23 protein-coding genes are annotated in these 23448 nt (G+C 66.2%); 15 read left to right on the top strand and 8 right to left on the bottom strand.

Translation table 11 applies throughout. From position 1 onward, the window contains the following. Nucleotides 1–130: 130 nt before the first annotated feature. The 3 genes from DC347_RS19750 to DC347_RS19760 all read left to right on the top strand — a co-directional run bounded on the left by DC347_RS19750 (nucleotide 131) and on the right by DC347_RS19760 (nucleotide 1994). On the top strand, nucleotides 131–646 hold the full coding sequence (locus tag DC347_RS19750; RefSeq protein WP_018763702.1) for a MarR family winged helix-turn-helix transcriptional regulator: 516 nt from the start codon (nucleotides 131–133) through the stop codon (nucleotides 644–646). 131 nt (nucleotides 647–777) lie between these two features. Further along, a complete protein-coding gene (locus DC347_RS19755; RefSeq protein WP_109864188.1) occupies nucleotides 778–1065 on the top strand; it encodes a hypothetical protein in 288 nt (95 codons plus the stop codon). Next, nucleotides 1062–1994 (top strand): serine/threonine-protein kinase, encoded by a 933-nt coding sequence (locus DC347_RS19760; protein WP_109864189.1) that lies wholly within the window; start codon nucleotides 1062–1064, stop codon nucleotides 1992–1994. The genes DC347_RS19755 and DC347_RS19760 overlap by 4 nt, the downstream gene beginning before the upstream one ends. Here DC347_RS19760 and DC347_RS19765 read toward each other — a convergent pair. Together DC347_RS19765 and purB are read right to left on the bottom strand one after the other, a co-directional pair. Beyond that, on the bottom strand, nucleotides 1991–2668 hold the full coding sequence (locus tag DC347_RS19765; RefSeq protein ID WP_018763699.1) for a histidine phosphatase family protein: 678 nt from the start codon (nucleotides 2666–2668) through the stop codon (nucleotides 1991–1993). The two genes, DC347_RS19760 and DC347_RS19765, sit on opposite strands and share 4 nt — an antisense overlap. Before the next feature lie 142 nt (nucleotides 2669–2810). Continuing rightward, nucleotides 2811–4253: an adenylosuccinate lyase gene (purB, locus tag DC347_RS19770; protein ID WP_109864190.1), complete on the bottom strand. Its 1443-nt coding sequence runs from the start codon at nucleotides 4251–4253 to the stop codon at nucleotides 2811–2813. Between the two features lie 167 nt (nucleotides 4254–4420). Here purB and DC347_RS19775 point away from each other — a divergent pair, with 167 nt between their 5' ends. Beyond that, a complete protein-coding gene (locus DC347_RS19775) occupies nucleotides 4421–4726 on the top strand; it encodes a hypothetical protein (protein WP_109864191.1) in 306 nt (101 codons plus the stop codon). Continuing rightward, nucleotides 4723–6096, top strand: coding sequence for a hypothetical protein (locus DC347_RS19780; protein ID WP_240617877.1), 1374 nt, complete (start codon nucleotides 4723–4725; stop codon nucleotides 6094–6096). Before DC347_RS19775 ends, DC347_RS19780 begins: the two co-directional genes overlap by 4 nt. 1 nt (nucleotide 6097) lies before the next feature. Here DC347_RS19780 and DC347_RS19785 read toward each other — a convergent pair whose 3' ends face one another. Together DC347_RS19785 and DC347_RS19790 are read right to left on the bottom strand one after the other, a co-directional pair. Beyond that, nucleotides 6098–6997: a hypothetical protein gene (locus DC347_RS19785; protein ID WP_240617878.1), complete on the bottom strand. Its 900-nt coding sequence runs from the start codon at nucleotides 6995–6997 to the stop codon at nucleotides 6098–6100. Between the two features lie 195 nt (nucleotides 6998–7192). Next, nucleotides 7193–7618, bottom strand: coding sequence for a phage holin family protein (locus DC347_RS19790; protein WP_018763694.1), 426 nt, complete (start codon nucleotides 7616–7618; stop codon nucleotides 7193–7195). 105 nt (nucleotides 7619–7723) lie between these two features. Here DC347_RS19790 and DC347_RS19795 point away from each other — a divergent pair, with 105 nt between their 5' ends. From DC347_RS19795 to DC347_RS19815, 5 genes are all read left to right on the top strand, one after another. Next, the gene (locus DC347_RS19795; protein ID WP_018763693.1) at nucleotides 7724–8842 is read left to right on the top strand and encodes a histidinol-phosphate transaminase; all 1119 of its coding nucleotides are present in this window, start codon (nucleotides 7724–7726) and stop codon (nucleotides 8840–8842) included. 150 nt (nucleotides 8843–8992) lie between these two features. Then, a complete protein-coding gene (pdhA, locus tag DC347_RS19800) occupies nucleotides 8993–10225 on the top strand; it encodes a pyruvate dehydrogenase (acetyl-transferring) E1 component subunit alpha (RefSeq protein ID WP_109864194.1) in 1233 nt (410 codons plus the stop codon). Next, nucleotides 10225–11205, top strand: coding sequence for an alpha-ketoacid dehydrogenase subunit beta (locus DC347_RS19805; RefSeq protein ID WP_018763691.1), 981 nt, complete (start codon nucleotides 10225–10227; stop codon nucleotides 11203–11205). The genes pdhA and DC347_RS19805 overlap by 1 nt, the downstream gene beginning before the upstream one ends. 7 nt (nucleotides 11206–11212) lie before the next feature. Then, nucleotides 11213–12673 (top strand): dihydrolipoamide acetyltransferase family protein, encoded by a 1461-nt coding sequence (locus DC347_RS19810; protein WP_109864195.1) that lies wholly within the window; start codon nucleotides 11213–11215, stop codon nucleotides 12671–12673. A gap of 3 nt (nucleotides 12674–12676) precedes the next feature. Continuing rightward, on the top strand, nucleotides 12677–13294 hold the full coding sequence (locus DC347_RS19815; protein ID WP_018763689.1) for a phosphatase PAP2 family protein: 618 nt from the start codon (nucleotides 12677–12679) through the stop codon (nucleotides 13292–13294). A 39-nt stretch (nucleotides 13295–13333) separates the two neighbouring features. Here the strand turns inward: DC347_RS19815 and DC347_RS19820 are convergent, their stop codons facing one another. The 4 genes from DC347_RS19820 to DC347_RS19835 form a co-directional block, all read right to left on the bottom strand. Then, nucleotides 13334–13669: a hypothetical protein gene (locus DC347_RS19820; RefSeq protein ID WP_018763688.1), complete on the bottom strand. Its 336-nt coding sequence runs from the start codon at nucleotides 13667–13669 to the stop codon at nucleotides 13334–13336. A 156-nt stretch (nucleotides 13670–13825) separates the two neighbouring features. Further along, entirely contained in the window at nucleotides 13826–14254 is a 429-nt protein-coding gene (locus DC347_RS19825; protein WP_018763687.1) for a universal stress protein, read from the bottom strand. A gap of 44 nt (nucleotides 14255–14298) precedes the next feature. Then, nucleotides 14299–15591, bottom strand: a complete 1293-nt coding sequence (locus DC347_RS19830; protein ID WP_109864218.1) for a PLP-dependent aminotransferase family protein — start codon at nucleotides 15589–15591, stop codon at nucleotides 14299–14301. A 143-nt stretch (nucleotides 15592–15734) separates the two neighbouring features. Then, on the bottom strand, nucleotides 15735–16292 hold the full coding sequence (locus DC347_RS19835; RefSeq protein WP_018763685.1) for an NAD(P)H-dependent oxidoreductase: 558 nt from the start codon (nucleotides 16290–16292) through the stop codon (nucleotides 15735–15737). 148 nt (nucleotides 16293–16440) lie between these two features. On the opposite strand from DC347_RS19835, the gene DC347_RS19840 reads away from it, so the two are divergent. From DC347_RS19840 to DC347_RS19860, 5 genes are all read left to right on the top strand, one after another. Then, complete coding sequence (locus DC347_RS19840) at nucleotides 16441–17025, top strand: TetR/AcrR family transcriptional regulator (protein WP_109864196.1); 585 nt, start codon at nucleotides 16441–16443, stop codon at nucleotides 17023–17025. A gap of 356 nt (nucleotides 17026–17381) precedes the next feature. Beyond that, entirely contained in the window at nucleotides 17382–18365 is a 984-nt protein-coding gene (locus DC347_RS19845; protein ID WP_109864197.1) for an ABC transporter permease, read from the top strand. A 2-nt stretch (nucleotides 18366–18367) separates the two neighbouring features. Next, complete coding sequence (locus DC347_RS19850; RefSeq protein ID WP_018763682.1) at nucleotides 18368–19357, top strand: ABC transporter permease; 990 nt, start codon at nucleotides 18368–18370, stop codon at nucleotides 19355–19357. Continuing rightward, nucleotides 19354–21591, top strand: a complete 2238-nt coding sequence (locus DC347_RS19855) for a dipeptide ABC transporter ATP-binding protein (protein ID WP_109864198.1) — start codon at nucleotides 19354–19356, stop codon at nucleotides 21589–21591. Before DC347_RS19850 ends, DC347_RS19855 begins: the two co-directional genes overlap by 4 nt. Nucleotides 21592–21642: 51 nt before the next feature. Further along, nucleotides 21643–23358 carry an ABC transporter family substrate-binding protein gene (locus DC347_RS19860; RefSeq protein WP_018763680.1) on the top strand — a complete coding sequence of 572 codons (1716 nt, stop codon included), beginning with the start codon at nucleotides 21643–21645 and terminating at the stop codon, nucleotides 23356–23358. Nucleotides 23359–23448 lie beyond the last annotated feature (90 nt).

Consider the following 23448-nt stretch of genomic DNA (forward strand, 5'->3'; position numbering starts at 1 on the left):
CGAGACCTACATATCAGGTGTCCGGGATTACGCGGGTGTTTCCTAACGGTAAGCACCTGGATAACGCCATTCCGCTGCGTTTCCGTAAGTTGCTTGGCAGGCTAGTTATCAGTTGGTCTAAAATGATTCCATGGTTTCTACGGGCAATGAGGGCTCCGGCTACTGGTACGGGCCTGACGGGCAGCTGGACTATAGCGCAGCGGTTTTGAAGTCGCTCCGCGACTACCGGTCGGCGGAGACGGAAATCCGCCGTACCACCAGGGATTCCATGGGCATGGGCGAAACGGACATTCTCGCCCTGCGGTACCTATTGCGGGTGCAGGCGTCCGGCAAGCAGGCGGTGCCCAAGGACCTGAGCCAGTTCCTCAATATTACGAGCGCTTCCACGACGTCGCTGATCGACCGGCTGGTTGCCAGCGGCCATGTCCGGCGTGAACCGCACCCCACCGACCGGCGCTCTGTGGTGGTCATCGCCACCGGGGAATCGGATAAGGAAGTCCGCGAAACGCTGGGGGCCATGCATCGCCGAATGATGTCCGTGGCGGAAAGCCTCTCTGCCGAGGATGCGCGCATCGTGGTTGATTTCCTGCAGCGGATGACGGACGCCCTTGCTGCGCATGACGGGGAAGCAAAGAAGATTAGCTAGGCGGACTAGCTAGATCAACTAGTTATATGTAAGCTTACGATTGTTCCCCGAAGCTGCTTCCCAACGGAGTCGTGAGTGAGTTGGTTACTTTCACCGAAATTTCACCGCCTGATCCCTGCGATGATGCGGCAATGCTGACGAGTCCCCGCCTGGTGCGACCCTCCCTGGACGGCAATTCCGCGCCGCAGGGAAAGTCCGCGATCCACTGCGGTACTGCAATGCAGCTGGTCACTCCCGCTGTGGGCTCCGAGGGCGCCAGCTACACGTTCGCGCCGGCTGACAGCAACAGCATTGAACTTCCGCCCGTGTGGCGCTGCGGCTGCGGGTTCCAGCTCGATGCGTGGCCTGCGGGCGGTGACCGCAAACGATCAGCGGGCGCCTCCCGCCAGGGATCCTCCTCAGCTGTCCTGCCGGCATGACCGCCGTCGGGACGGTGCTGCCCGCGGCAGTGCAGCAGCCCGCCAATCCGGCCGCAGGCGTCGTGTTGGCCGGACGGTACCGGCTTGGCGAAAGGCTGGGTCGCGGATCCGCTGCCGAGGTGTTCCGGGCCGTTGACCTGGAAGGCGGCCCCGATGCCGCCGTCAAGATTGCCACGGCAGGACACCGGAAGCACCAGCAGCGGATCCACAATGAGGCGGCGGTCCTGGCCGGGCTGGACCACCCCTCCATCGTGAGGTTTATTGCCGGAGGCGTCATGCCTGCCGGTAGTCCTTCCGCCGGGCATGCCTTCCTGATCGAAGAACTGGCGCTCGGGACAAGCCTCGCGGAGGCCATCCGGATGCGGAGCATGCCCCAGGCAGATATTGCCGTGTGGGCGCGCGGTCTCTTCGGTGCGCTGGCGCACCTTCATTCCAGGGGCCTGGTGCACCGCGACATCAAACCGGCCAACCTGATGTTGAGCGGCCTGCGGAGGAGCCCGGTGCGGATTATCGATTTCGGGATTGCCGCGCCCGCGGGTTCCGCCCCCGAACCGGGCATCTCCTCCGGGACTGTGCATTACATGAGTCCGGAGCAGGCTTCCGGCCACGTAGCGGACCCGTCGTGGGATGTTTATGCCCTGGGCCTGGTCCTCCTGGAACTCCTCACCGGGACCAAGGCGTTCCCAGGGACGGCAATCGAGTCCCTCGTGGCCCGGACCCTGAGGTCCCCGAAGGTCCCGGACCACCTGGGCGACTGGGGCGTCCTGTTGCGCGCACTGACTGCGATGGACGCCACGCAGAGGCCGGCGGCGGCGGACGCAGCCGCAATGGCAGCCCAGCTTGTCCCCGCGGTTCCGCGGGGCGGCCAGGGCAGTCCGTGCAGGACGCGGCGGATCTTCCCCGGCCGCCGGCACCGGCAGCAGCTCTAGGGAGCCGTGACGTCCCGGCCGGTCGGATCTTCTGCCGTCGGGTCGGCCAAGGCAAGGCCGCCTACGGGGCTGCCATCCCAGTGGATCAGGTTCCACCCGCCATCCAGGCTCCCCTCGACCGCCACGATTCCGGTGTTTGCCAGGATGTGCCGGGCCGCAAACTCGTGTCCTGCACCCCGGGCCCGCAGCCCCGTCCACGTGCGGATCGCGGCGCCGTGGCTGACGACGGCCGCCGTGCCGTGCCGGTCCCGCACCGCCCGCTCCACCACGTTCGCGATGGCAGCGTCGAAGCGGTCGAAGAAGGCATGGCCGTCGGGTCCCGCCGGCATGCGCTGGTCCAGGTTCCCTGCGGCCCAGGAGATAACGGTCCCCATGTAGCGCTTGTGCGATTCGTGGTCCGTGAGCTTCTCCAGGGAGCCTGCCTCGATTTCATGCAGGCCGTCCAGGACTTCAATGTCCAGGGAATGCCGCCGGGCCAGCGGGGCCGCGGTGATCTGCGTCCGGATCAGCGTGGAGGCGTAGAGCGCCCCGATCCGCTCGTTGGCCAGGGCCCGTGCCATGGCCTCGGCCTGGCGTTCACCCAGTTCGGTCAATCCAGGACCGGGGTGGTCGGTGTCCAGTTGGCCCAGGACGTTGCCGGGGGTCTCGCCGTGTCGGATCAGGAGCAGCCTCATGATTCCAGTTTCCCACCCGATCGGACACCGGCTCTCACCTGCGCCGCAGCGGCAGGCCGGCACGCGGGCCGGGATACACGGACGGCGCCGGACCCTCCCGGGCCCGGCGCCGTCGTCGTGCGTTCCTGCCCTGCTGTGGGCTTTACTTCAGGTGGTCCACCAGCTGGTCCGCAATGCCGGTGTACTTGCCGGGCGTGAGGTCCAGGAGCCGGGCCTCGGCCTCGGGGGACAAGCCCAGGCCCTGCACGAACTCCCGCATGCGGGCGGCGTCCACGCGGTGGCCGCGCGTGAGGTCCTTCAGCCGTTCGTACGGGTTCTCCATGCCTTCGACGCCGGCGATCGCCTCTGCGCGCATGACCATCTGGATGGCCTCTCCCAGGACTTCCCAGTTGGTGTCCAGGTCGCCTGCCAGCACGTCCTCGGCCACGTCCAGGCGCTCCAGGCCCTTGGCAACGTTCGAGATGGCAAGCAGGGAGTGGCCGAAAGCGACGCCGATGTTGCGCTGGCTGGAGGAGTCGGTGAGGTCGCGCTGCCAGCGGGAGGTGACCAGGGTGGAACCCAGGACGTCCAGCAGGCCGGAGGAGATCTCCAGGTTGGCTTCAGCGTTTTCGAACCGGATGGGGTTGACCTTGTGCGGCATGGTGGAGGAGCCCGTGGCGCCGGCGACGGGGATCTGCGCGAAGTAGCCGATGGAGATGTAGCTCCAGATGTCGGTGCAGACATTGTGCAGGATCCGGTTGAAGCGGGCGACGTCGGCGTACAGCTCGGCCTGCCAGTCGTGGCTTTCGATCTGGGTGGTCAGCGGGTTCCAGGTGAGGCCCAACCCCTCAACGAAGGACTTGGACACCTGCTGCCAGTCAGCACCCGGGACGGAGGCCACATGGGCGGCGTAGGTGCCGGTGGCGCCATTGATCTTGCCCAGGTATTCGGTCCTGGCAATCCGGTCCAGCTGGCGGGTCAGGCGGTGCGCGATGACAGCCAGTTCCTTGCCCAGGGTGGTGGGGGTGGCGGGCTGGCCGTGCGTGCGGGACAGCATGGGAACCGCGCGGTTCTCTTCCGCCATGGCGCTGATTTGCGCCACGAGCTTGCGGGCAGCGGGGAGCCACACGTCCTCCACGGCACCCTTCACGCCGAGGGCGTAGGACAGGTTGTTGATGTCCTCGGACGTGCAGCCGAAGTGGACCATGGCGGTCAGGTTTTCGATGCCGATGGCGGGCAGGCGGCGCCCGATGTAGTACTCCACAGCCTTCACGTCGTGGACCGTAACGGCCTCGATCTCTGCGAGTTCGGCCACCGAGGCGGCGTCGAACTCCGTGACGACGGCGCGGAGCTGCTCCTGCTGTTCCGTGCTCAGCGGGCCGGCGCCGGGAAGGACGTTGTTGCTGGTCAGGTGGATGAGCCACTCCACTTCAACGGCCACGCGGTCCCGGTTCAGTGCTGCCTCCGACAAGTAATCGACCAGGGGCGCGACGGCGGGCTGGTAGCGGCCGTCGAGGGGTCCGAGCGCGATTTTTTCCGGCGACGCGGCGAGGGCCAGGCGTCCTGAGGGCGTACGGGTGTCAGCTGTGGCGGCAGTTTCAGGCATGCGTTGATTCTTTCACGAAGTCGGGCGGCGCCTTAAGCGGGCAGCTCACGTTACTTGTCCACATAGCCGACGGCGGCCCTTATGCGCGGCGGCCGGTGTTCCTAGCATTGGGATGGCAGGTGGTGGGTCGGGGAGTGATGAGCCCGGAAGGCAGGGTAGGAGGGGGCATGGGGAACGATGTGACGGAGGGGATTTGGGGCAGTGCGCAGCGCACCGGCGGCGAGCTCCAGCAACTGACAGGCCGGATCGCGGGCTGTGAGGGCCGGGTGGAACAGGTCTTGGCAGGTATCCGCGACACCCAGCTGCTCACCTGGGAGTCGCCGGCGGGCCGCGCCTACCGGGATGCACTTTCAGTGCAGGCTGCCGCGTTGCGTTCGGCAGTCAGGTGGCTGGAGGATGCCAGGCAAGCGGTGGGCCGCCGTGCGGGCGAGCAGGTTCCCCTGCTCCCCACCGGTTCGGGGTGGCCGGGATGACTACAGACTTTCCGCCCGGCTCCGAGGGCATCAGGCTGTCCCGCTCCTCGAGGGACGGGGACCTGACGGTGCGCGGCGGGGTCGGCGGCATCAGCGTTCAGCTCGAGGAACTGACAAGCGGCGCACGCAGGATTGATGACCTTGCCGGAGATCTCCTGGACGCGGAGGTGGAGATGGGGCGTGTCCTGGACGACCTCTGCATGCTCGACCATCAGCCCCTGTGGTCAGGTGCGCCGCACGTGGGGGCTGTGCGGGAAGGCCACTTCCGGCTTCGCACTGTGCGCAGCGGGATGCAGGAACTTGCCGCCCATGTTCGGGCCTGCGTGCGTGACTACGCTGACGCCGAGCACTGGGCCGCAGCGGGCCGGCGGATTGGTATCAACTGGTCCAGCGACGCCGGACCTTCCCTCGAACTCATGACCCAAGCCCGCGCGGTGGACCGTTCCGCGATGGAATCGATCATCGTGGGCCTGGGACTTGGGGCGCCGGAAATGCAAAAGGGCATCGACAATGCGCCCCATGCCAGGGACCTGGTCCTGAAGCTCTTTGCCGGGAACGCGGTTCCACGGGCCATCTCTGTTCGGCAGGAGGAATCAGTGCGTGTTGACCTTGATACCTCACCGGCCGGTCTCCTGGAACAGATCCGCCTCATCGATGCCCGCGGGGCCGGTTTTATCGAGGTCATCCAGGTCGATAACGGCGGTCAAAAGGCGTTCGTCGTCGTGATTCCGGGTACCCAGTCCGCCGGAAAGTACGCCGGCGGTTCAAACCCTTTCGATGAGGCCGGCATCGCCGAGGGAATGCTCTACGACTCCGAGCAGATCAACGCTGCCGTGCTGCAGGCACTGGCTGCCGCCGGGGCCGAACCAGGAGCACCCGTGGTGGCGGTGGGATACAGCCAGGGTGGCATCCACGCCATGAACTTTGCCTCCGACCCGCGGGTTGGGCAGGAATACGACGTGAGGTATGTGCTGACGGCAGGGTCGCCGGTGGCGGGGATCAGCGTTGACGAAAAGATTTCGGCCCTGCACCTGGAGCACCAGGCCGATTGGGTTCCGGGCGCGGACGGTGCGGCGAACCCCGAAACCCGCAATCGCGTTACCGTCTCCCTCGACACCCCGCTCCGTGAGGTGCAGGGCGAGGGCGCCCTCGGGCTGGGCCACGGCTTGGCCGGCTACCAGGAAGGTGCGCGGCTGGTCTCGGCAAGCAGCGATCCCTCACTTGTCAGGTCCACCGCAGCTTTGGGCGGCGTCTTGGGAGCAGGCGGGGTTGCCACTGCCACGCGGTTTTCCTTGACCCGGGCAAAAGCGCCATCATCCCTGGTTCCCCCTGATGCCCGCGCCAGGGAGCGACACCTCGGCGGCCGCTGAATCACGCGATCTGGGCGGCGTGCATCGCGGCGTAGGCATCAAGCGGGGCCGGGTCCGGCGGCGGGACCGGCAGCGGAGCCGCGGGGGCGGGGGCCGCGCCGGGGCACCGGTAGTTGTAGTCGAGGTCCCCGTCAGTGAACTGCGTGAGGGCAACCATGCCGCCTGGCGTGAGGGGTACTTCCCCGCACAGCTCCCGCGCCGTGGAGGTGGATTCCGCACCCGCCAGCCAGCTGTTGAGCCCGGAGAGGTTGCTTCCCGGATTGATGGCGCCGACGATTTCGCCGAATTGATATGCCGTGGAGTAGATCCCCACCTCTGCCCCCGCGCTTTGCAGGTACGCCGCCATGCCTTCCAGTTCGGCGGCGTTGGCGGCCTTGTCCCAGAGCCAGCTGTTTCCGGTTTCAACGTCCAGCCACCACGTACGCCGCTCCCCGCCGCCCGCTTCCTTCAGGATCGCCACGTCATTGAGGGCCATGGCGTACCCGTGGACATAGGCGCAGGCCGGCGATGCCGAGCCGTCGCACACTCCGTAGGGGTTCCCGACGTCCTTGCCCTGGTACGTGTTGCCCGCCGGCCACCACAAGGGTTCCACCGGCCCGGTGGCGGCGGTGTTCACGTACACCGCCGCCGGAGTTCCTGCGGTGGCATCGGAGGTGCGCTCCGCCCAGGCCAATTGGGCGGACAGGCAGGGATTGACCGTGTCCGGACGCCCGCCGTTGACCCCCACGATCGCAAAGGCCGGCGGTCCGGGAAGGTCGCCGCCGCATTGCGGCCAGGAGATGTCGTTGCCGAGCGCGGCTCCGTCGGCAGGGGCGGCCCCTGCTGTGACTGCCCCTTGTGCCGGGCCCGCCTGCCAGGCGAACAGCAGGCAGGCGGCAACCATGATTCTTATGGCCCTCACTGATGGCCCCCGTTCCAGTAACTGACAGCAACGGGCCGCACGGCGGCCCAACTGGCAGCAGCCTAGGAGGCCGGGTCCCGCGGGTCATGGGTGGCCGGTACTGCAATTTCAGAGCGGTTCAGAGGACGCGCACCTGCCGAGTACTTGGTTCGGGGCGTATTCCTACTTGGGCGGGAAGGTCCCGGACGGCCGGAATCAGCGCCGGCGGCCCGGCAGGATGCCCGCCACCATGGAGACCAGGGAGATGATGATGGCGGCCAGCACCGCGGTCCAGAAGAAGGAATCAATGGTGAGGTGTACGGGGGTGTAACTGCTGATCCATGCGGTCAGGTAGAGCATGGCGGCGTTGATGACGATGGCGAACAGGCCAAGCGTCAGGATGGTGATGGGCAGGGCCAGGAGCCTTACCAATGGCCGCACGAAGGCGTTGACCACCCCGAAGATGAGGCCGATGAAGAGATAGGCCAGGACAATCCCGATGGTGCCGGTATCCTGCGATATCCCGGACCGTGCCACCGCATCGGACGTCGCGGTGCTTGAGATGTCCATTCCCGGCAGTATCCAACTGGCCACCCAGAGGGCTGCTGCGTTGACGATGACGCGAAGGATGAAGGAACCCATGTCACCATGCTTCCACATGGTCAGGGGCGCCGGCTTGCAGCGCGGGCGTGGATTTCCGGGTTTGCCTCCCGGGTGCCCCCGGCAGCCGCGAAGTAGGCTGGAACCATGACCTCATCTGAGACCAGGGAAGGCGGAATAGCGCCGCGCCCGGTGCTGGACCGGCTGCCCCGTTATGCCGCAGGAAAACCGCCCGCCGCCGTCAGCGGACTGGCCAGCTATAAGTTGTCATCAAACGAGAACCCGCTGCCGCCGATTCCTGCGGTGCTGGAGGCCATTGCCCGGCAGGATGACTTCAACCGGTATCCGGATCCCCTGAGCAGCAAGCTGAGGGCAGCACTTGCCAAATTCCTTGGCGTACCGGCCGAGGACATCGTGACCGGCGCGGGAAGCCTGGGGGCCCTGGGCCAGATCCTTGCGGCCTTTGCCGGTCAGAATGAGGACGGCAAGGCCGACGAGGTGATCTATGCGTGGCGGTCTTTCGAGGCCTACCCCATCAGCGTCGGCCTTGCAGGTGCGGAAAGTGTGCGCATCCCCGTGCTGCCGGACGGCCGGCATGACCTGGACGCCATGGCCGCTGCAGTCACAGCCCGCACCAGGGTCATCATCCTCTGCACGCCCAACAATCCCACCGGGCCCGCCCTCACGGCGGCCGAGACTGAGGCCTTCATCCGGTCCGTTCCCGCCGATGTGGTGGTGGTGATCGACGAGGCCTACCAGGAGTTCGTCAGGGCGGCAGGCGCCGTCGACGGGATCGACCTCTACCGCAAATACCCCAATGTCGTCGTGCTCCGGACGTTCTCCAAGGCCCATGGCCTGGCAGGACTCCGGGTCGGCTACAGCGTGTCCCGTCCCCAGCTGACCCAGTACCTTCGCATCGCAGCAACGCCCTTTGCGGTGTCCCAAATTGCGGAGCGTGCGGCCATTGTTTCACTCGAGAACTATGGCCAGGTTGTGGAAAGGGTACAAAAGCTCGTCGACGAGAGGGAGCGTGTCACCGCTGGCCTGCGGGATCTGGGCTGGGATATTCCCGATGCGCAGGGCAACTTCGTATGGCTGGCCCTCGGCGCCGAAAGTGCTGCGTTTGCGGAGCTGGCAGGCTCGCGTGCCCTCTCCGTGCGGGCGTTTCCCGGCGAAGGTGTAAGGGTAAGTATCGGGGAGGCTGAAGCCAACACGCGTTTCCTCCAGTTGTGTGCCGACTATACAAAGGCACCGGCCAGTTCCTAGCACTTAACAAGTAGCCCTTCCGCTACCTACCGAAGATAAAGTTAGGATCAGTAAGCCAATGTATATGCCGCAAGCGGAATGTATTCCATGTGCGGCATATATCCCAGCGACATTTGCATTGCATCCGGATGCGGCAAGCAAGGAGACGGTATGGGCACTCATCTGCCTTCCACCGAGTTCGACGGAACAGCGGTAGACGACCAGCGGGAAGCCGATGCTGAGGCCGTCTTGGGCGAGCCCGCGGCCCCCATGGTCCAGCTGCTCGGCCCCGATGGGAAGCTCGGCGCCGATCCGGCGTTCAGCAGGTATGCGGACAAGCTCACCCCGGACGCGCTGCGCGGCCTGTACGCCGACATGGCCGCAATCCGCCGGTTCGACGTTGAAGCCACAGCCCTGCAGCGCCAGGGCCAGCTGGCATTGTGGGTGCCGCTCACGGGCCAGGAAGCTGCGCAGATCGGCTCGGGCCGTGCCAGCCAGCCGCAGGACTACATCTTCCCCACGTACCGTGAGCACGGCGTCGCCCTGACCCGCAACGTGGACCTCGCCGAACTCCTGCGCCAGTTCCGCGGAGTCTCCAACGGCGGCTGGAACCCCAAGGACACCAACTTCCACCTGTACACGCTGGTCCTAGCCGCACAGACCCTCCATGCCGTTGGCTATGCGATGGGAATCCAGCGCGACCAGAAGCTCGCCGCCGCAACCGAAGGCGCAGGCAAGGAGCCGGACGCCGCCGTGATCGCCTACTTCGGCGACGGCGCCAGCTCCGAAGGCGACGTCCACGAATCAATGGTGTTCGCCTCCTCCTACAACGCCCCGGTGGTGTTCTTCTGCCAGAACAACCACTGGGCCATTTCCGTGCCCACCAACGTCCAGACCCGGGTCCCGCTCTCCAACCGGGCCAAAGGGTATGGCTTCCCGGGCATCCGGGTGGACGGCAACGACGTGATCGCCGTGCACGCGGTCACCGAGTGGGCGCTGGAGCACGCCCGCCAGGGCAAGGGGCCGGTCCTGATCGAGGCCTTCACATACCGGGTGGGAGCGCATACCACCGCCGACGATCCCACCAAGTACCGCCAGTCTGCCGAAGAGGACGCGTGGCGGGCGAAGGATCCGCTGGCGCGGCTGGAGAAGTACCTGCGCGCCGAGGGCCTGGCGGCTGACGACTTCTTCGCCAAGGTCAGGGCCGACGGCGACGAGCTCGCCTCCTACGTCCGGCGCACCGCCCACGACCTTCAGGACCCGGACATCCGGCAGGCTTTCGCCAACGTCTATGCCGAGGCCCACCCGCTGGTGGCCGAGGAACTGGCGTGGTTCGAGGAATACAGCGCAGGATTTGCCGGCGAGGACGAGTCCGCCGGGCAGGCAGCAAAGGCAGGCCACTGATGACCACCATGACCATCGCGAAGGCCATCAACGAAGGCCTCCGCGCCACGCTGGCGGCCAACCCCAAATCGCTCCTGATGGGCGAGGACATCGGCCCCCTCGGCGGGGTCTACCGGGTAACGGACGGGCTGATCGGCGAATTCGGCCCCGACCGGGTGGTGGACACGCCGCTGGCCGAGTCCGGGATCATCGGCACCGCGATAGGCCTTGCCCTGCGCGGGTACAGCCCGGTATGCGAGATCCAGTTCGACGGCTTCGTTTTCCCCGGCTTCAACCAGATCACCACCCAGCTGGCCAAGATCCATTCGCGCAGCAGCGGCAACCTGAGCGTGCCCGTCGTCATCCGGATCCCCTACGGCGGCGGCATCGGCTCCATCGAGCACCACTCCGAGTCTCCCGAGGCGCTGTTCGCGCACACGGCCGGCCTGCGCATCATCACCCCGTCCAACCCGCATGACGCCTACTGGATGATCCAGCAGGCCGTGGAGTGCAAGGATCCGGTGATCATCTTCGAACCCAAGCGGCGCTATTGGCTCAAGGGCGACGTTGACGTCCAGGCCCCCGGCCCCTCCGCGGACCCCTTCAAGGCCCACGTCCTCCGCGAGGGAACGGACGCCACCGTGGTCGCATATGGCCCCCTGGTGCCCGTTGCCCTGGCGGCCGCGAATGCCGCGGAGGAGGACGGCAGGAGCCTTGAGGTCATCGACCTCCGGTCCATTTCCCCGATCGACTTCGACACCGTCACCGCGTCCGTCCTGAAGACCGGCCGGCTGATCGTCGCGCACGAGGCTCCCACGTTCGGCGGAGTGGGCGGCGAGATCGCCGCCAGGATCAGCGAGCGGGCGTTCCACTCCCTGGAGGCGCCGGTAATCCGCGTCGGCGGTTTCCACATGCCGTACCCCGTTGCCAAGGTGGAGGAAGACTACCTTCCGGACATCGACCGCATCCTGGAGGCGCTGGACCGCGCCCTCTCCTACTGAGGACACCATGACCCTTAACAAGTTCAACCTGCCGGACGTCGGCGAGGGCCTTACCGAGGCTGAAATCGTTTCCTGGAAGGTCAAGCCGGGCGACGCCGTCGCCATTAACGACGTGATCTGCGAGATCGAAACCGCGAAGTCGATCGTGGAACTGCCGTCCCCCTTTGCCGGGACCGTCAGCGAGCTGCTGGTGGCGGAGGGCGTGACCGTTGACGTCGGCACGGCCATCATCAGCGTCAGCGACGAAGTCGCCGGCGACCCCACTCCTGCCGATGTCCGCGCGCCGGAGCCCCCGGCGCAGCCGCTGTACGGCAAGCTCCCGGTGGACGCGGCAGAAGAGCCGACGGCGGCCGGCAGCGGGAGCTCCCCGGCCAATGCTCCCTTGGTGGGCTCCGGACCCAAGGCCGACGCCGTCAAGCGGCGCCCCCGCAAGAACGCACCCGCCGCCTCGGTGACGGTAAACGCTCCCGAAGTTGAGCCGGTGCAGCCGCGGACGCCAGCCGAGGTGACCGGCAGCGAAACTGCCGCCGTGGACAACCGCCCCACCCTTGGCGGCACCATCACGGGCCTGGTCAACCGGGTCCTGGCCAAGCCGCCGGTCCGCAAGATCGCCCGCGACCTCGGCATCGACCTCGCGGATGTGGTGGCCACCGGTTCCCGCGGCGAGGTCACGCGCGAGGACCTGGTCAGCTACCAGGCGCAGCGCGATGCGGAACTGGACAAGGCTGACGGCTTCTGGGGCAAGGCCGGCAAGCCACAGGACCAGCGCATCGAGCGTATCCCGGTCAAGGGTGTCCGCAAGGCCACGGCCAAGGCGATGGTGGAGTCTGCTTTCGCGGCCCCGCACGTCAGCATCTTCGTGGACGTCGACGCCAGCCGCACCATGGAATTCGTCAAGCGGCTCAAGGCCTCCCGCGATTTTGAGGGCATCAGGGTATCCCCGCTCCTCATCCTCGCCAAGGCCGTTATCTGGGCCGCCGCCCGCAACCCCAGCGTGAACGCATCGTGGGTGGACAACGGCGACGGCAGCGCCGAGATCCAGGTCAAGCACTTCATGAACCTGGGCATTGCCGCCGCCACCCCGCGCGGATTGATGGTCCCGAACATCAAGAACGCCCAGGACCTGTCGCTGAAGGAACTGGCCCTGGCGCTGAACAACCTGGCCACCACCGCCCGGGCAGGGAAAACCCAGCCCGCGGAAATGCAGGGCGGCACGCTCACGGTCACCAACATCGGGGCACTGGGCATCGACACGGGAACGCCCATCATCAACCCGGGTGAGGTGGCCATCGTCGCGTTCGGCACCATCAAGCAGAAGCCGTGGGTCCTGGATGGCGAGGTGATTCCGCGCTGGATCACCACGCTGGGCGGATCCTTTGACCACCGTGTGGTGGACGGTGATTTGTCCGCCCGCTTCATGGCCGACGTCGCGGCCATCCTGGAAGAGCCCGCGCTCCTCCTGGACTAGGCCGTGCCCGTCAACACCGTGCCGCTGCGGGCGAAGAACCGCGCGGCCACCTGGATCACGGAGGTGTTCCAGCCGCCGGTGGTGGTCAGCATCCAGCTGTTGATCAGCCCGCTGGCCGAGCCGGGATTTCCGGGAACCATCGGCTACGGTGCACTCGCGGCGTTGTTTGTCTGCGTGCTGCCGCTGGCGGTGCTGCTGGTCCTGGTCCGGCTGGGCAAGGTCACGGACCACCATGTAAGCGACCGCAAGCAGCGCGCGCCCGTGCTCCTGATGGCATTGGCATGCATCGCCGTCGGACTGCTGGTCCTGGCAGCGGCAGGTGCGCCGCACAGCGTGGTTGCCATGGTCCTGGCGGTGGTGGGCGGCGTGGCGGTGTTGGCCGCGGTCAGCCTGTTCTGGAAAATGAGCGGCCATGCCGCTGCCATATCTTGCGCCGCCGTCGTATCGGTGCTGATGCTCGGCGCCGCCTGGGCGCCGTTGCTGGTGCTGGTTCCGGCGGTCTGCTGGTCGCGCGTTGTGCTTCGGGCGCATACGCTGCCCCAGGTGGTGGCCGGTGCACTCTTTGGCGGGGTGGTGATGGCCGGGATCTGGTGGCTGCTGCGGGGCTGGCTGGTGGGCTGAATGCCCGTCCCGGGGTACGGGGAAGTACGGCGCGCGGGCCTAGTAGGCGGCGTAGGCCGTGAAGGCTTCAAGGACGGCCGGGTCGGCGCTGGTGCCGAGGAAGACGGTTGCGGCCGTCATCAGGCCTCCCAACAGGGCTGCTGCACCTGCCCAGGCGCTGAGGAGTTTCCAGTCTTCGCGCAGGACGCTGCGCACGGTCTGCGGCAGCTGCAGTCCGGGGGCGATCAGGTTGGGAGCGCTGTCCAGGCTGCCGTCGTCGAGCAGTGCCACCACCCTGCCGTTGCTGCGGTCCACCCGCATTGAGGAGATGTGGTTCCCGTGGCGGGCCAGGAGGATGTCGTGGCCGACGAGCTGACGGCGCTGCAGAGTAATCAAGGGAGGCCTTTGCTGGAGGTGAATGGACGTGTCCACGCCTTTGGGGGCCTCTCCAATTTTATCGTTGCAGACCGTGCCGGGCCGCCGTTTCGGCGGTGAGAACGGACACCCCCCGCAGCGATGTCCGCCACCACGGGGAGTGTCCGCCGTTACGCTTCAGTCGGCGTCGTAGGTGTTGGCGATGTAGACATCGCAGGGCGCGTTGTGCGCCACGCTGTTGGCCACGCTGCCCAGTACCCGGCCGATTCCGTGCATCCGCCGGTTCCCCACCACGATCATGCGTGCGTCCACGCGCAGGGCCTCCTTGATGAGGGCGTCCGCCGGCCGTCCGCGTGCGGCCGAGTACGTCACCGTGACATCCCGGCCCAGGGATTCCGCCACCGTGCGGGCAACCTGTTCGGCGGCATCGGCGTCGGACACGATCCAGCGGTCGCTGCCGCTGCCGAACACCTCAGTCTTGTCGCTGTCGAACGCGGACACCACGTGCAGCGAGCTGCCCAGCGCCGCGGCCAGGTCCTTTGCCGACTCGGCCGCTTTCTTTGCCGTTGCGCTGCCGTCGACCCCTACAACGATGATTCCACCCATATGCATGCTCCCTTGCTCGGTTTTCGGCACTCGTGAGCCTTACGCTACAGCGCCGCAATCGCTTCCTGAAGCACCGGCGCCAATCGGCGGACGCCTTCCGCGATGGCGTCCGGGGGGACAGCGCTGAAGGCGAGCCGCAGCTTGTTGGACGGCTCGTCCGACGGCGTGAAGGCGGCTCCGGGGATGAACACCACGCCGGCGTCGATCGCCTTGTGCAGCAGCGGGTAGGTGTCCACGCCCTGGGGCAGCGTCACCCAGACGAAGAACCCGCCCTGCGGGCTGGTCCAGGTGGTTCCGGCCGGCATGTATTCCTCGAGGGCGGCCAGCATGGCCCGGCACCGTTCGGCGTAGAGGACCCGGTAGGTTTCGATCTGGCCCTTCCAGTCGTACTCGCGCAGGTACGCGGAGACCAGCATCTGGTTCAGGGCCGGCGGGCAGAGGGTGACGGACTCGGCGGCCAGGTAGTAGCGCCGCTGCAGGTGTTCAGGGACCAGTGCCCAGCCGATCCGCAGGCCCGGGGCGAAGATCTTGGAGAACGAGCCCAGATAGATGACGTCGTCGGGATTGGCGGCGCGCAGGGGTGCCAGCGGTTCGCCCTCGAAGCGGAGGAGGCCGTAGGGGTTGTCCTCGAGCACAAGGATATTCGCCCTGCGGCATATATCCACCACCTGCCGCCGGCGCTCCTTGGCCAGCGTGATGCCGGAGGGGTTGTTGAAGTTGGGAATTGTGTACAGGAACTTGATGCTTTTGCCGGCGAGCTGGAGGGCCGCGATCCGGGCTTCCAGCAGCTCCGGGACCAAGCCGTACTGGTCCATCTCCACCGTTTCAACCTGGACCTGGTAGGCCTCGAACGTATTGAGCGCCCCGACGTAGGTGGGGTCCTCCACCAGGACGACGTCGCCGGGATTGCAGAAGAGCTTGGTGGCCACGTCCTGTGCCGACTGCGAGCCTGCGGTAATCACTACGTTCCGGGGGTTCGCGTCCAGGATGCCCTCCGCGGCCATGACCTCGCAGATTTGTTCCCGGAGCTCCTCCGTGCCCTGGCCCGCCCCGTATTGAAGCGCGGTCAACCCGTCGTTGGCGATGATCGCGGCCGCCGTTTCCGCCAGACGTTCCAGCGGGAGCGACTGCAGGTAGGGGCTGCCGCCGGCCAGCGAGACCAGGCCGGGGCGCAGCGAAATGTCGAAGACATCCCGGACGGCTGACTGGCGGATGTTGGCAGCCCGTTCGGAGAAGAGCTCCTCGTGGCGGTGTGCCGAGGTGGCGGCACGCTCGATCGCATCGATGGCCTCCGCGGGCAGCGTGCCGGCGGACGCGTCAAGTGTTTCGTGGGTCACAGAGCCAGAATACAACCAGCTGTTGCTTGAAAGGCAACAGCTGTTGATTCCTTATTTACGCGCGCGGGATGTGGAACCCCAGGAGACGCCGGTGCCCGGCACGCGTGATGCGTACCGGGCACTGAAAAGGATGCCGGGCCGTCTTATGCCGCCGGGGTGGAGGCGGCGAGGGAGTCGAAGATGCCCTTGATCTGTTCCACGATCTCTGCGTCGTCCTTGGGGTGGACTTCGGCGAAGCGGACCATGGAGCCCGGCACGGCAAGCTTGACGTCCTCCAGGACGCGGGCGCCGGCGATGCCGGCGGCCTTGCGTGCTTCGTCCTGGGCCCAGACGCCGCCGTACTGGCCAAAAGCGGTCCCGACGACGGCGGTCGGCTTGCCTGCCAGCGCGCCGGCGCCGAAGGGGCGGGACAGCCAGTCGATGGCGTTCTTCAGCGTTGCGGGAACGGTGCCGTTGTATTCCGGCGTGACCAGCAGGACACTGTCGGCCTCCTCGGCTGCGGCGCGCAGGGCGGCGGCCGCGGCCGGCACCTCGCCTTCGACGTCGATGTCCTCGTTGTAGAAGGGGATGTTGCCCAGGCTCTCGTGGATCACAACGTCCACCTGCTCCGGTGCGTTGAGTTGGATCGCTTCCGCCAGCTTCTGGTTGGTTGACTCGGCGCGAAGACTGCCGACGAGGGTCAGTACGGTGCTCTTGCTCATGGGAACTCCTGGCTAGGGGCGCGGCGGGGGCCGCGATCGGTCAGAGGGCAGGCTCAGGGGAGCCTTCACCAGACTAAACGGACCGCGGTCCGTTTATATTCCCCATGGCTACACTGTCTTTGTGAGTTCCATCCCAGTGCGGCCGGGTATGACGCCGGTGACGGCCGCGGAACGCAGCGATGCTGCCCGCAACCGGGAGCGCCTCCTGCTCGCTGCCCGCGACCTGATCGAACAGGGGGGCGCCGCGGCGCTCACCATGGACCGCCTGGCGGAACACGCCGGAGTGGGCAAGGGGACGGTCTTCCGGCGTTTTGGGAGCCGCGCGGGACTCATGCTGACGCTGTTGAACGACTCCGAGGCCGCGTTCCAGGCCCGATTCCTGTTTGGGCCGCCGCCCCTGGGGCCGGGCGCCGCGCCCATGGACCGGCTGATTGCTTTCGGTACCGAAAGGATCGCCTATGTGGTCGAGTACGGGGACTTGGTCCTGGCTGCTGGAAACGCCTCCCGGGGCAGGTTCGAAGTTCCGGCGGTGGCCCTCTGGAACCAGCATGTGGAAATGCTGCTGCGCGCCGGTGGCGTCGAGTCCCGGGAGCCGGGGCTGCTGGCCGGTTCCCTGACGGCGACCCTCGACCCTGAGCGGCTCCTGCACCTCATCCGGGAGCACGGCGTCACGAGCGAGCGCCTGGCCGCATCGTGGTCCGAACTTGTCACACGGGTGGCGGGGTCGGCGTAGATTACGCGGAGGAAAGCCCTTTCGTCCAGTCAAGCCAACTTCACAGAACTATTCATAACGATCTGATACGGCCCGCGGTATTTCGGGGGATTACTGCGCTTTCCGGCTGATTGCTTGTGATAGTTTCCTCTGGAATGTGACCCGCAACATAGTCCACCAGGACGTGCCCTAGAGGCGGCGGGAGGCCAGCTATCCGCTGGCCGCAGGTCCCGGGGAGGCCGGCACAACCCGTGCTCGCCCGGGGAAGACGGAAGGATCCAGCAGTGATGGTTGATGTGGGTGGCATGGCATACCAGCGGACACCGGAGTGTTTTTCGATTCACCGCACGGCGGCGCCGCGGAAGAAATAGCGCCCCATGCTCAAATACCTCGCCAAGCGCGGCATTACCTACGTGGTGATGATCTTCCTCACCACGTCCGCCGGCTACTTCCTGGCTGTCAGTTCACTCAAGCCGGCACTCCTCGAGCAGGAACGCATCCCCCGGCCCACCCCCGAACAGGTCGCCAACTCCATGCGGCTCAAGGGCCTGGACCCGGACCTCAGCCCGTGGGAGCGCTACGTTGACTGGATCACCGGCATCATCACCCGGTGGGACTGGGGCCGGAGCCCCAACGGCGCGTACATCAACGCCGAGTTCGGGGACCGCGTCTGGATCTCCACCCGCCTTTTCCTGGCCTCGATCATCCTGACCCTGGTCATTGGCGTCGCCCTGGGCGTGTACTCGGCGGCGCGGCAGTACAAGTTCCAGGACCGGGTCATCACGTCCTACAGCTACCTCGCCTACATCGTGCCCGCACCCATCGCCTACTTCCTGGTGCAGCTGGGTGCCATCAACATCAACGAATCCGTCGGTGACCGGATCTTCTTCGTCACGGGCATCTCAACCCCGGGTGTTGCACCCGGCTGGCCCCAGTTCGCCGACCTGATGGCGCACTACGTGGTGCCCACGGTGGCCATCACCCTCGTGGGCTGGGGCGCCTACCAGATCGCCCAGCGGCAGTACCTGCTGGACAACGTCAACGCCGATTTCGTCCGCACCGCCCGGGCCAAGGGCCTGAGCCGGAACCAGGCGATCGCGCGGCACGCGCTCCGGGTTTCCTTCATTCCGGTGGCCCAGAGCATCGCCTTCACCATTCCGGCCATCTTCGCCGGCGGTTTCTTCGCCGAGAAGATCTTCGCGTGGCCCGGCGTGGGGTCGTGGAGCATTGACGCCATCTCGCTGCAGGACGTCAATGCCGCCACTGCCACGCTCGCTTACGGATCAGTGATCTTCGCCTTGGGCGCCATCCTGGCGGACTTCGCCACCACGCTTGTCGACCCGAGAGTGCGGGTGCAGTAGCCATGACCAACCTGAACGCCGTTGACCCGGCAGCCGTGGCGCAGGACGCGCACCTGGAAAGCGCGGACGTCGTCATTGGCAAGTCCACCATCATCATCCGCCGGTTCCTGCGCAATAAGACTGCCGTGACGGGCTTGGCCATCTTCGTAGCCCTGACCGTCTTCTCGTTCATCGGGGGCTTCTTCACCCAGTGGGACAAGGAAACCATCGACCCCTTCAACATCGGGATGCCGCCCTCCGGCGAGCACTACCTTGGCACCTCGCAGGCGGGGATCGATCTCTACGCCATGACAGTCGAAGGAACCAGGATCTCCATCCTGATCGGCCTGGTGGTGGGCCTGGTGTCGGTGCTGATTGCCGCCGTCTACGGCTGCAGCATGGCCTACTTCGGGGGCAAGGTGGACAAAGTCATGCTGTTCATCCTGGAAGCACTGATCATGATGCCGGCGCTCCTGGTGGTGGCCGTTGCCACCAGCGGGGGCGGGGCGGGACTGAAACGCGACCTGCCGTCCTGGCTGCTGCTGATCATCGTCCTGCTCGTGTTCAGCTGGATGGGAACCGCCAGGCTGATCCGGTCCATGTCCATGTCCCTCATGCAGCGCGACTTCGTCAAGGCGGCCCAGTACATGGGCGTCCCGCCGCGCCGGATCGTTTGGCGGCACCTGGTGCCCAACATCGGCTCGCTGCTGATCCTGGACATCACCCGCGGCGTCACCGCAGCCATCCTGGCCGAGGTCGCCTTCTCCTTCATCGGCATCGGCATCAAAGTCCCCGACGTGAGCCTGGGCGTGCTGATCGGCCAGGCCACCTCCCAGGTCTCAACCTTCCCGTGGATGTTCTGGGTTCCGTTGACCGTGATGTTCCTGCTGACCGGCTCCCTGGCCATGATGAACGACGGCCTGCGCGACGCCTTCGACCCCAGCTCCACTTCCAGCGGCAAAGCCAAAAAAGCCAAAGCCCGGACTATCCGTGCGGAGAAGAAGACGCCATGAGCAGCGAAACCACCACCGGAGCCACGGACCCGTCGCAGTCGACCGTGGAGCGCCTGCACGTGGCAGGGCTGCACGCCCCCGGGGACGCCGTCCTGTCAGTCCGGGACCTGAACGTGCGGTTCAATACCGAAAACGGTGTTGTGCATGCCGTCCGCGGTATCGATTTCGACCTGCTGCCCGGCCGCACCCTGGGAATCGTGGGGGAATCGGGCTCCGGCAAATCGGTCACGTCCCTGGCCATCATGGGCTTGCTCGCGCCGACGGCCGAGGTCACCGGATCTGTTCGGCTCAAGGGCCGGGAGTTGCTCGGGCTGAGCGACAAGGCCATGTGCGAATACCGCGGCAACGAGCTCGCGATGGTCTTCCAGGACCCATTGTCATCCCTCACCCCGGTGTTCACCGTGGGCACCCAGATCATCGAAGCACTCACCATCCACAACCCCACGATGAGCAAGAAGGCCAAGGAAGCCCGCGCCGTCGAACTCCTGGCCATGGTGGGAATCCCCAGCCCCAAGGACCGGCTGAAGGCCTTTCCGCACGAATTCTCCGGCGGCATGCGCCAGCGCGTCATGATCGCGATCGCGATCGCCAACAACCCACGCGTCCTGATCGCGGACGAGCCGACGACGGCGCTGGACGTCACCATCCAGGCCCAGGTCCTCGAGGTGCTGCACAAGGCGCAGGAGGAGACCGGCGCCGCCGTCGTCATGATCACCCACGACCTGGGCGTGGTGGCCGGAATGGCCGACGACATCATGGTCATGTACGCGGGCAAGCCGGTGGAAACCGGGGCCGTGGACCACATCTACTACAACCCGCGGATGCCCTACACCATGGGCCTGCTCGGCGCCGTCCCGCGCGTGGACGTGGCCGAGAAATCCTCGCTCGTGCCCATCGAGGGGATGCCGCCGAACCTCCTGCAGGCCCCCACCGGCTGCTCGTTCGCGCCCCGCTGCCCGCTGGCGTCGGACGCCTGCCTTGACGGCGAACCCGCCCTGGCGCCCGTGGCCGACGACGGACTGCACCGCGCCGCCTGCATCAAGTCCGACTCCCTGGGCGGGACGGTGGACGTGCGCGATGTCTTCGCCGCCCCGCCGGTACCGGTCTCCCGTTTTGACGCCATCCCGCGTGCTGAACGGGCCACCGTCCTGCAACTCACGGACGTCCGCAAGCACTTCCCGCTGACCAGGGGCGCCCTGATCAAGCGCAGGATTGGCACCGTCAAGGCGGTGGACGGCCTGAGCTTCGACATCCGCGAGGGCGAATGCTTCTCCATCGTGGGCGAGTCCGGCTCGGGAAAGACCACCACCCTCCTGGAAATCATGGAATTCCACCCGGACCAGGATGGCGAGGTGGTGATCGGCGGCCTGAGCAACAAGCAGGCGGCCGATGCCAAGACCAAGGGCAGGATGCGCCGCGAACTGCAGATGGTCTTCCAGGACCCCACAGGTGCCCTGGACCCGCGCTTCACGGTCTACGAGGTCCTGGCCGAACCACTGCAGAACGCGGGCATGGACCGGGCGGCCATCAAGAAGCGGATCATGGAGCTGATGAAGCTCGTGGGCCTGCAGCCGGACCACGTCAACCGGTTCCCCAACCAGTTCTCCGGTGGCCAGCGGCAGCGGATCGGGATCGCCCGGGCCCTGGCCGTGAATCCCAAGCTGGTGGTCCTGGATGAACCCGTCTCCGCATTGGACGTATCGGTCCAGGCCGGCGTCATCAACCTCCTGGACCAGCTCCGCGCCGAACTGGGCCTGAGCTACCTGCTGGTGGCCCACGACCTGTCGGTAGTGCGCCACATTTCCAACCGCGTGGCCGTGATGTACCTCGGGAAGATCGTAGAGATCGGGGCTGTGGACCGGGTGTTCGACAACCCCCGCCACCCCTACACCCGTGCCCTCCTGTCCGCCATCCCGGTACCCGATCCGCACCTGGAACGGACCCGCGAACGCATCATCCTCCAAGGCGACCTGCCCTCCCCGCTGCAAGCCCCCAAAGGCTGCAACTTCGCCACCCGCTGCCCGGTCTTCGCCGCGCTGCCGCCCGCGAAGCAGGAAAAATGCCTCACCCTCGAACCGCTCCTGGAAGCCGCGGCACCCTCGGCGGCCGTGCAGGTCCTGCAACAGGCTCCCGTGCCCGTGCCGGACCAGCAGTTCGCCTGCTTCTATCCGGACGGGGAAATTGATGAGGACATGCTGGTGGTCCATGAACCGGCGGACCACCTTGCACCCTAGGATTTTTTCGACCCACCCGCACCACCACTCGCACCAATCGAAGGGAAAACCATGAGGAAACTGAACAGGATCGGCGGGGCAGCAGCCATTGCTGCCGCCCTGACGCTGACGGCCTGCGGAGGTGGCGGTGCCAGCGGCCCCGAAACAGCCAAGGGGCAGGAGGCAGGCAGCGACCTGTCCAAGCTGATCAGCATCAACGAGAAGCCGGCAGCCGACCTCCAGCAGGGCGGCAAGGTCACCCTGCCGCTGGGCAATATCGGCCCGGACTTCAACGGCTTCTCCAACAACGGAAACAGCGCTGACAACTCTGCCCTGCAGATTCCCATGAACCCGGTCGCCATGAACAGCGGCGGCATTGGTGGCTGCTGGAAGGTGGACTTCAAGGGCAAGGTCACCGCAAACCCCGATTTCTGCGAGTCGGTGAAGAGCGAGGTGAAGGACGGCAAGCAGACCATCACCATCGAGGTCAACCCCAAGGCCACGTACAACGACGGCACCCCGATTGACGTCAAGGCCTTCAAGAACACCTGGAATATCCTCAAGAGCGCGGACGCCGGCTACGACATTGTCAGCTCCGGAGCCTACGAATTCGTGGATTCCGTTGAGGCCGGCAGCAGCGACAAGGAAGTCATCGTCAAGACGTCCCGCCCGGTATTCCCGGTCGATTCGCTGTTCTTCGGCCTGATCCACCCCGCCGTGAACACCCCGGAGATCTTCAACGAAGGCTTCAACGGCAACATGCACCCGGAGTGGATGGCGGGGCCGTTCAAGCTGGACCAGTACGACACCGCGGCCAAGACCGTGACCCTGGTTCCGAACGACAAGTGGTGGGGCCAGAAGCCGGTCCTGGCCAACGTGACCTTCCGCCAGCTGGAGACCAGCGCACAGATCGCGGCGTTCAAGAACGGTGAGATCGATGCCATGTCCGCCAACACCATCTCGCTGTACAAGCAGCTGGACGGCACCAAGGATTCAGACATCCGCCGCGGCCAGCGCCTCTTTGCCGGTGGCCTGAACCTCAACGCCCAGCGCATCACCGACGTCAACGTCCGCAAGGCCATCTTCGCCGCCGTGGACCGCGAAGCACTCCGCAAGGTCCGCTTCAACGGCCTGAACTGGGAAGAGCCCAGCTCCGGTTCCATGATGCTGCTGCCGTTCTCCGAGTACTACCAGGACAACTACCCGGTCAAGGAAACCGGCCCCGACGCCGCCAAGAAGGTCCTCACCGACGCCGGCTACACCGCCAACGCCAGTGGCGTCATGGAGAAGGACGGCAAGCCCGCCTCCTTCAAGATCAGCAACTTCGGTGACGATCCCACCACACTGGCCGTGGCCCAGACCCTGCAGAAGCAGCTCCAGGCCGGCGGCATGGATGTGGGCATCGACCAGCGCGCCTCCGCCGACTTCGGCAAGGTCCTGGGCAGCCGCGAGTTCGACCTGAGCATCTCCGGCTACACCGTGGGCCCGGATGCCACCGACGCCGTCAAGCAGTACTACGACTCCAAGGTCAACGAGAACAAGCTGGGCGACGCCGACCTGGACAAGAAGATCGCCGACCTCGCCTCCATCGAGGACAACGCAGCGCGCAACAAGGCTGCCATGGACGTGGAGAAGGAGCACATGGCGAAGTACTACTCCATGGGCGTGGTCTTCAACGGCCCGCAGATCTCCTTCGTCCGCACCGGCCTGGCCAACTACGGCCCGTCGCTCTTCCAGAGCACCTCGCAGGTCCCGGACTGGACCACCATCGGCTGGGAAAAGAAGTAACCCACCGCGGTCCAACCAAAAAGCCGGCACCCCTGGTTCACCAGGGGTGCCGGCCCGTTTAACGCTGCGCGCTCCGCGGTAGCGTAGCTT

The organism is Pseudarthrobacter sp. AG30, from assembly GCF_003116525.1.
In the GTDB taxonomy this organism is placed as follows: Bacteria; Actinomycetota; Actinomycetes; order Actinomycetales; family Micrococcaceae; genus Arthrobacter.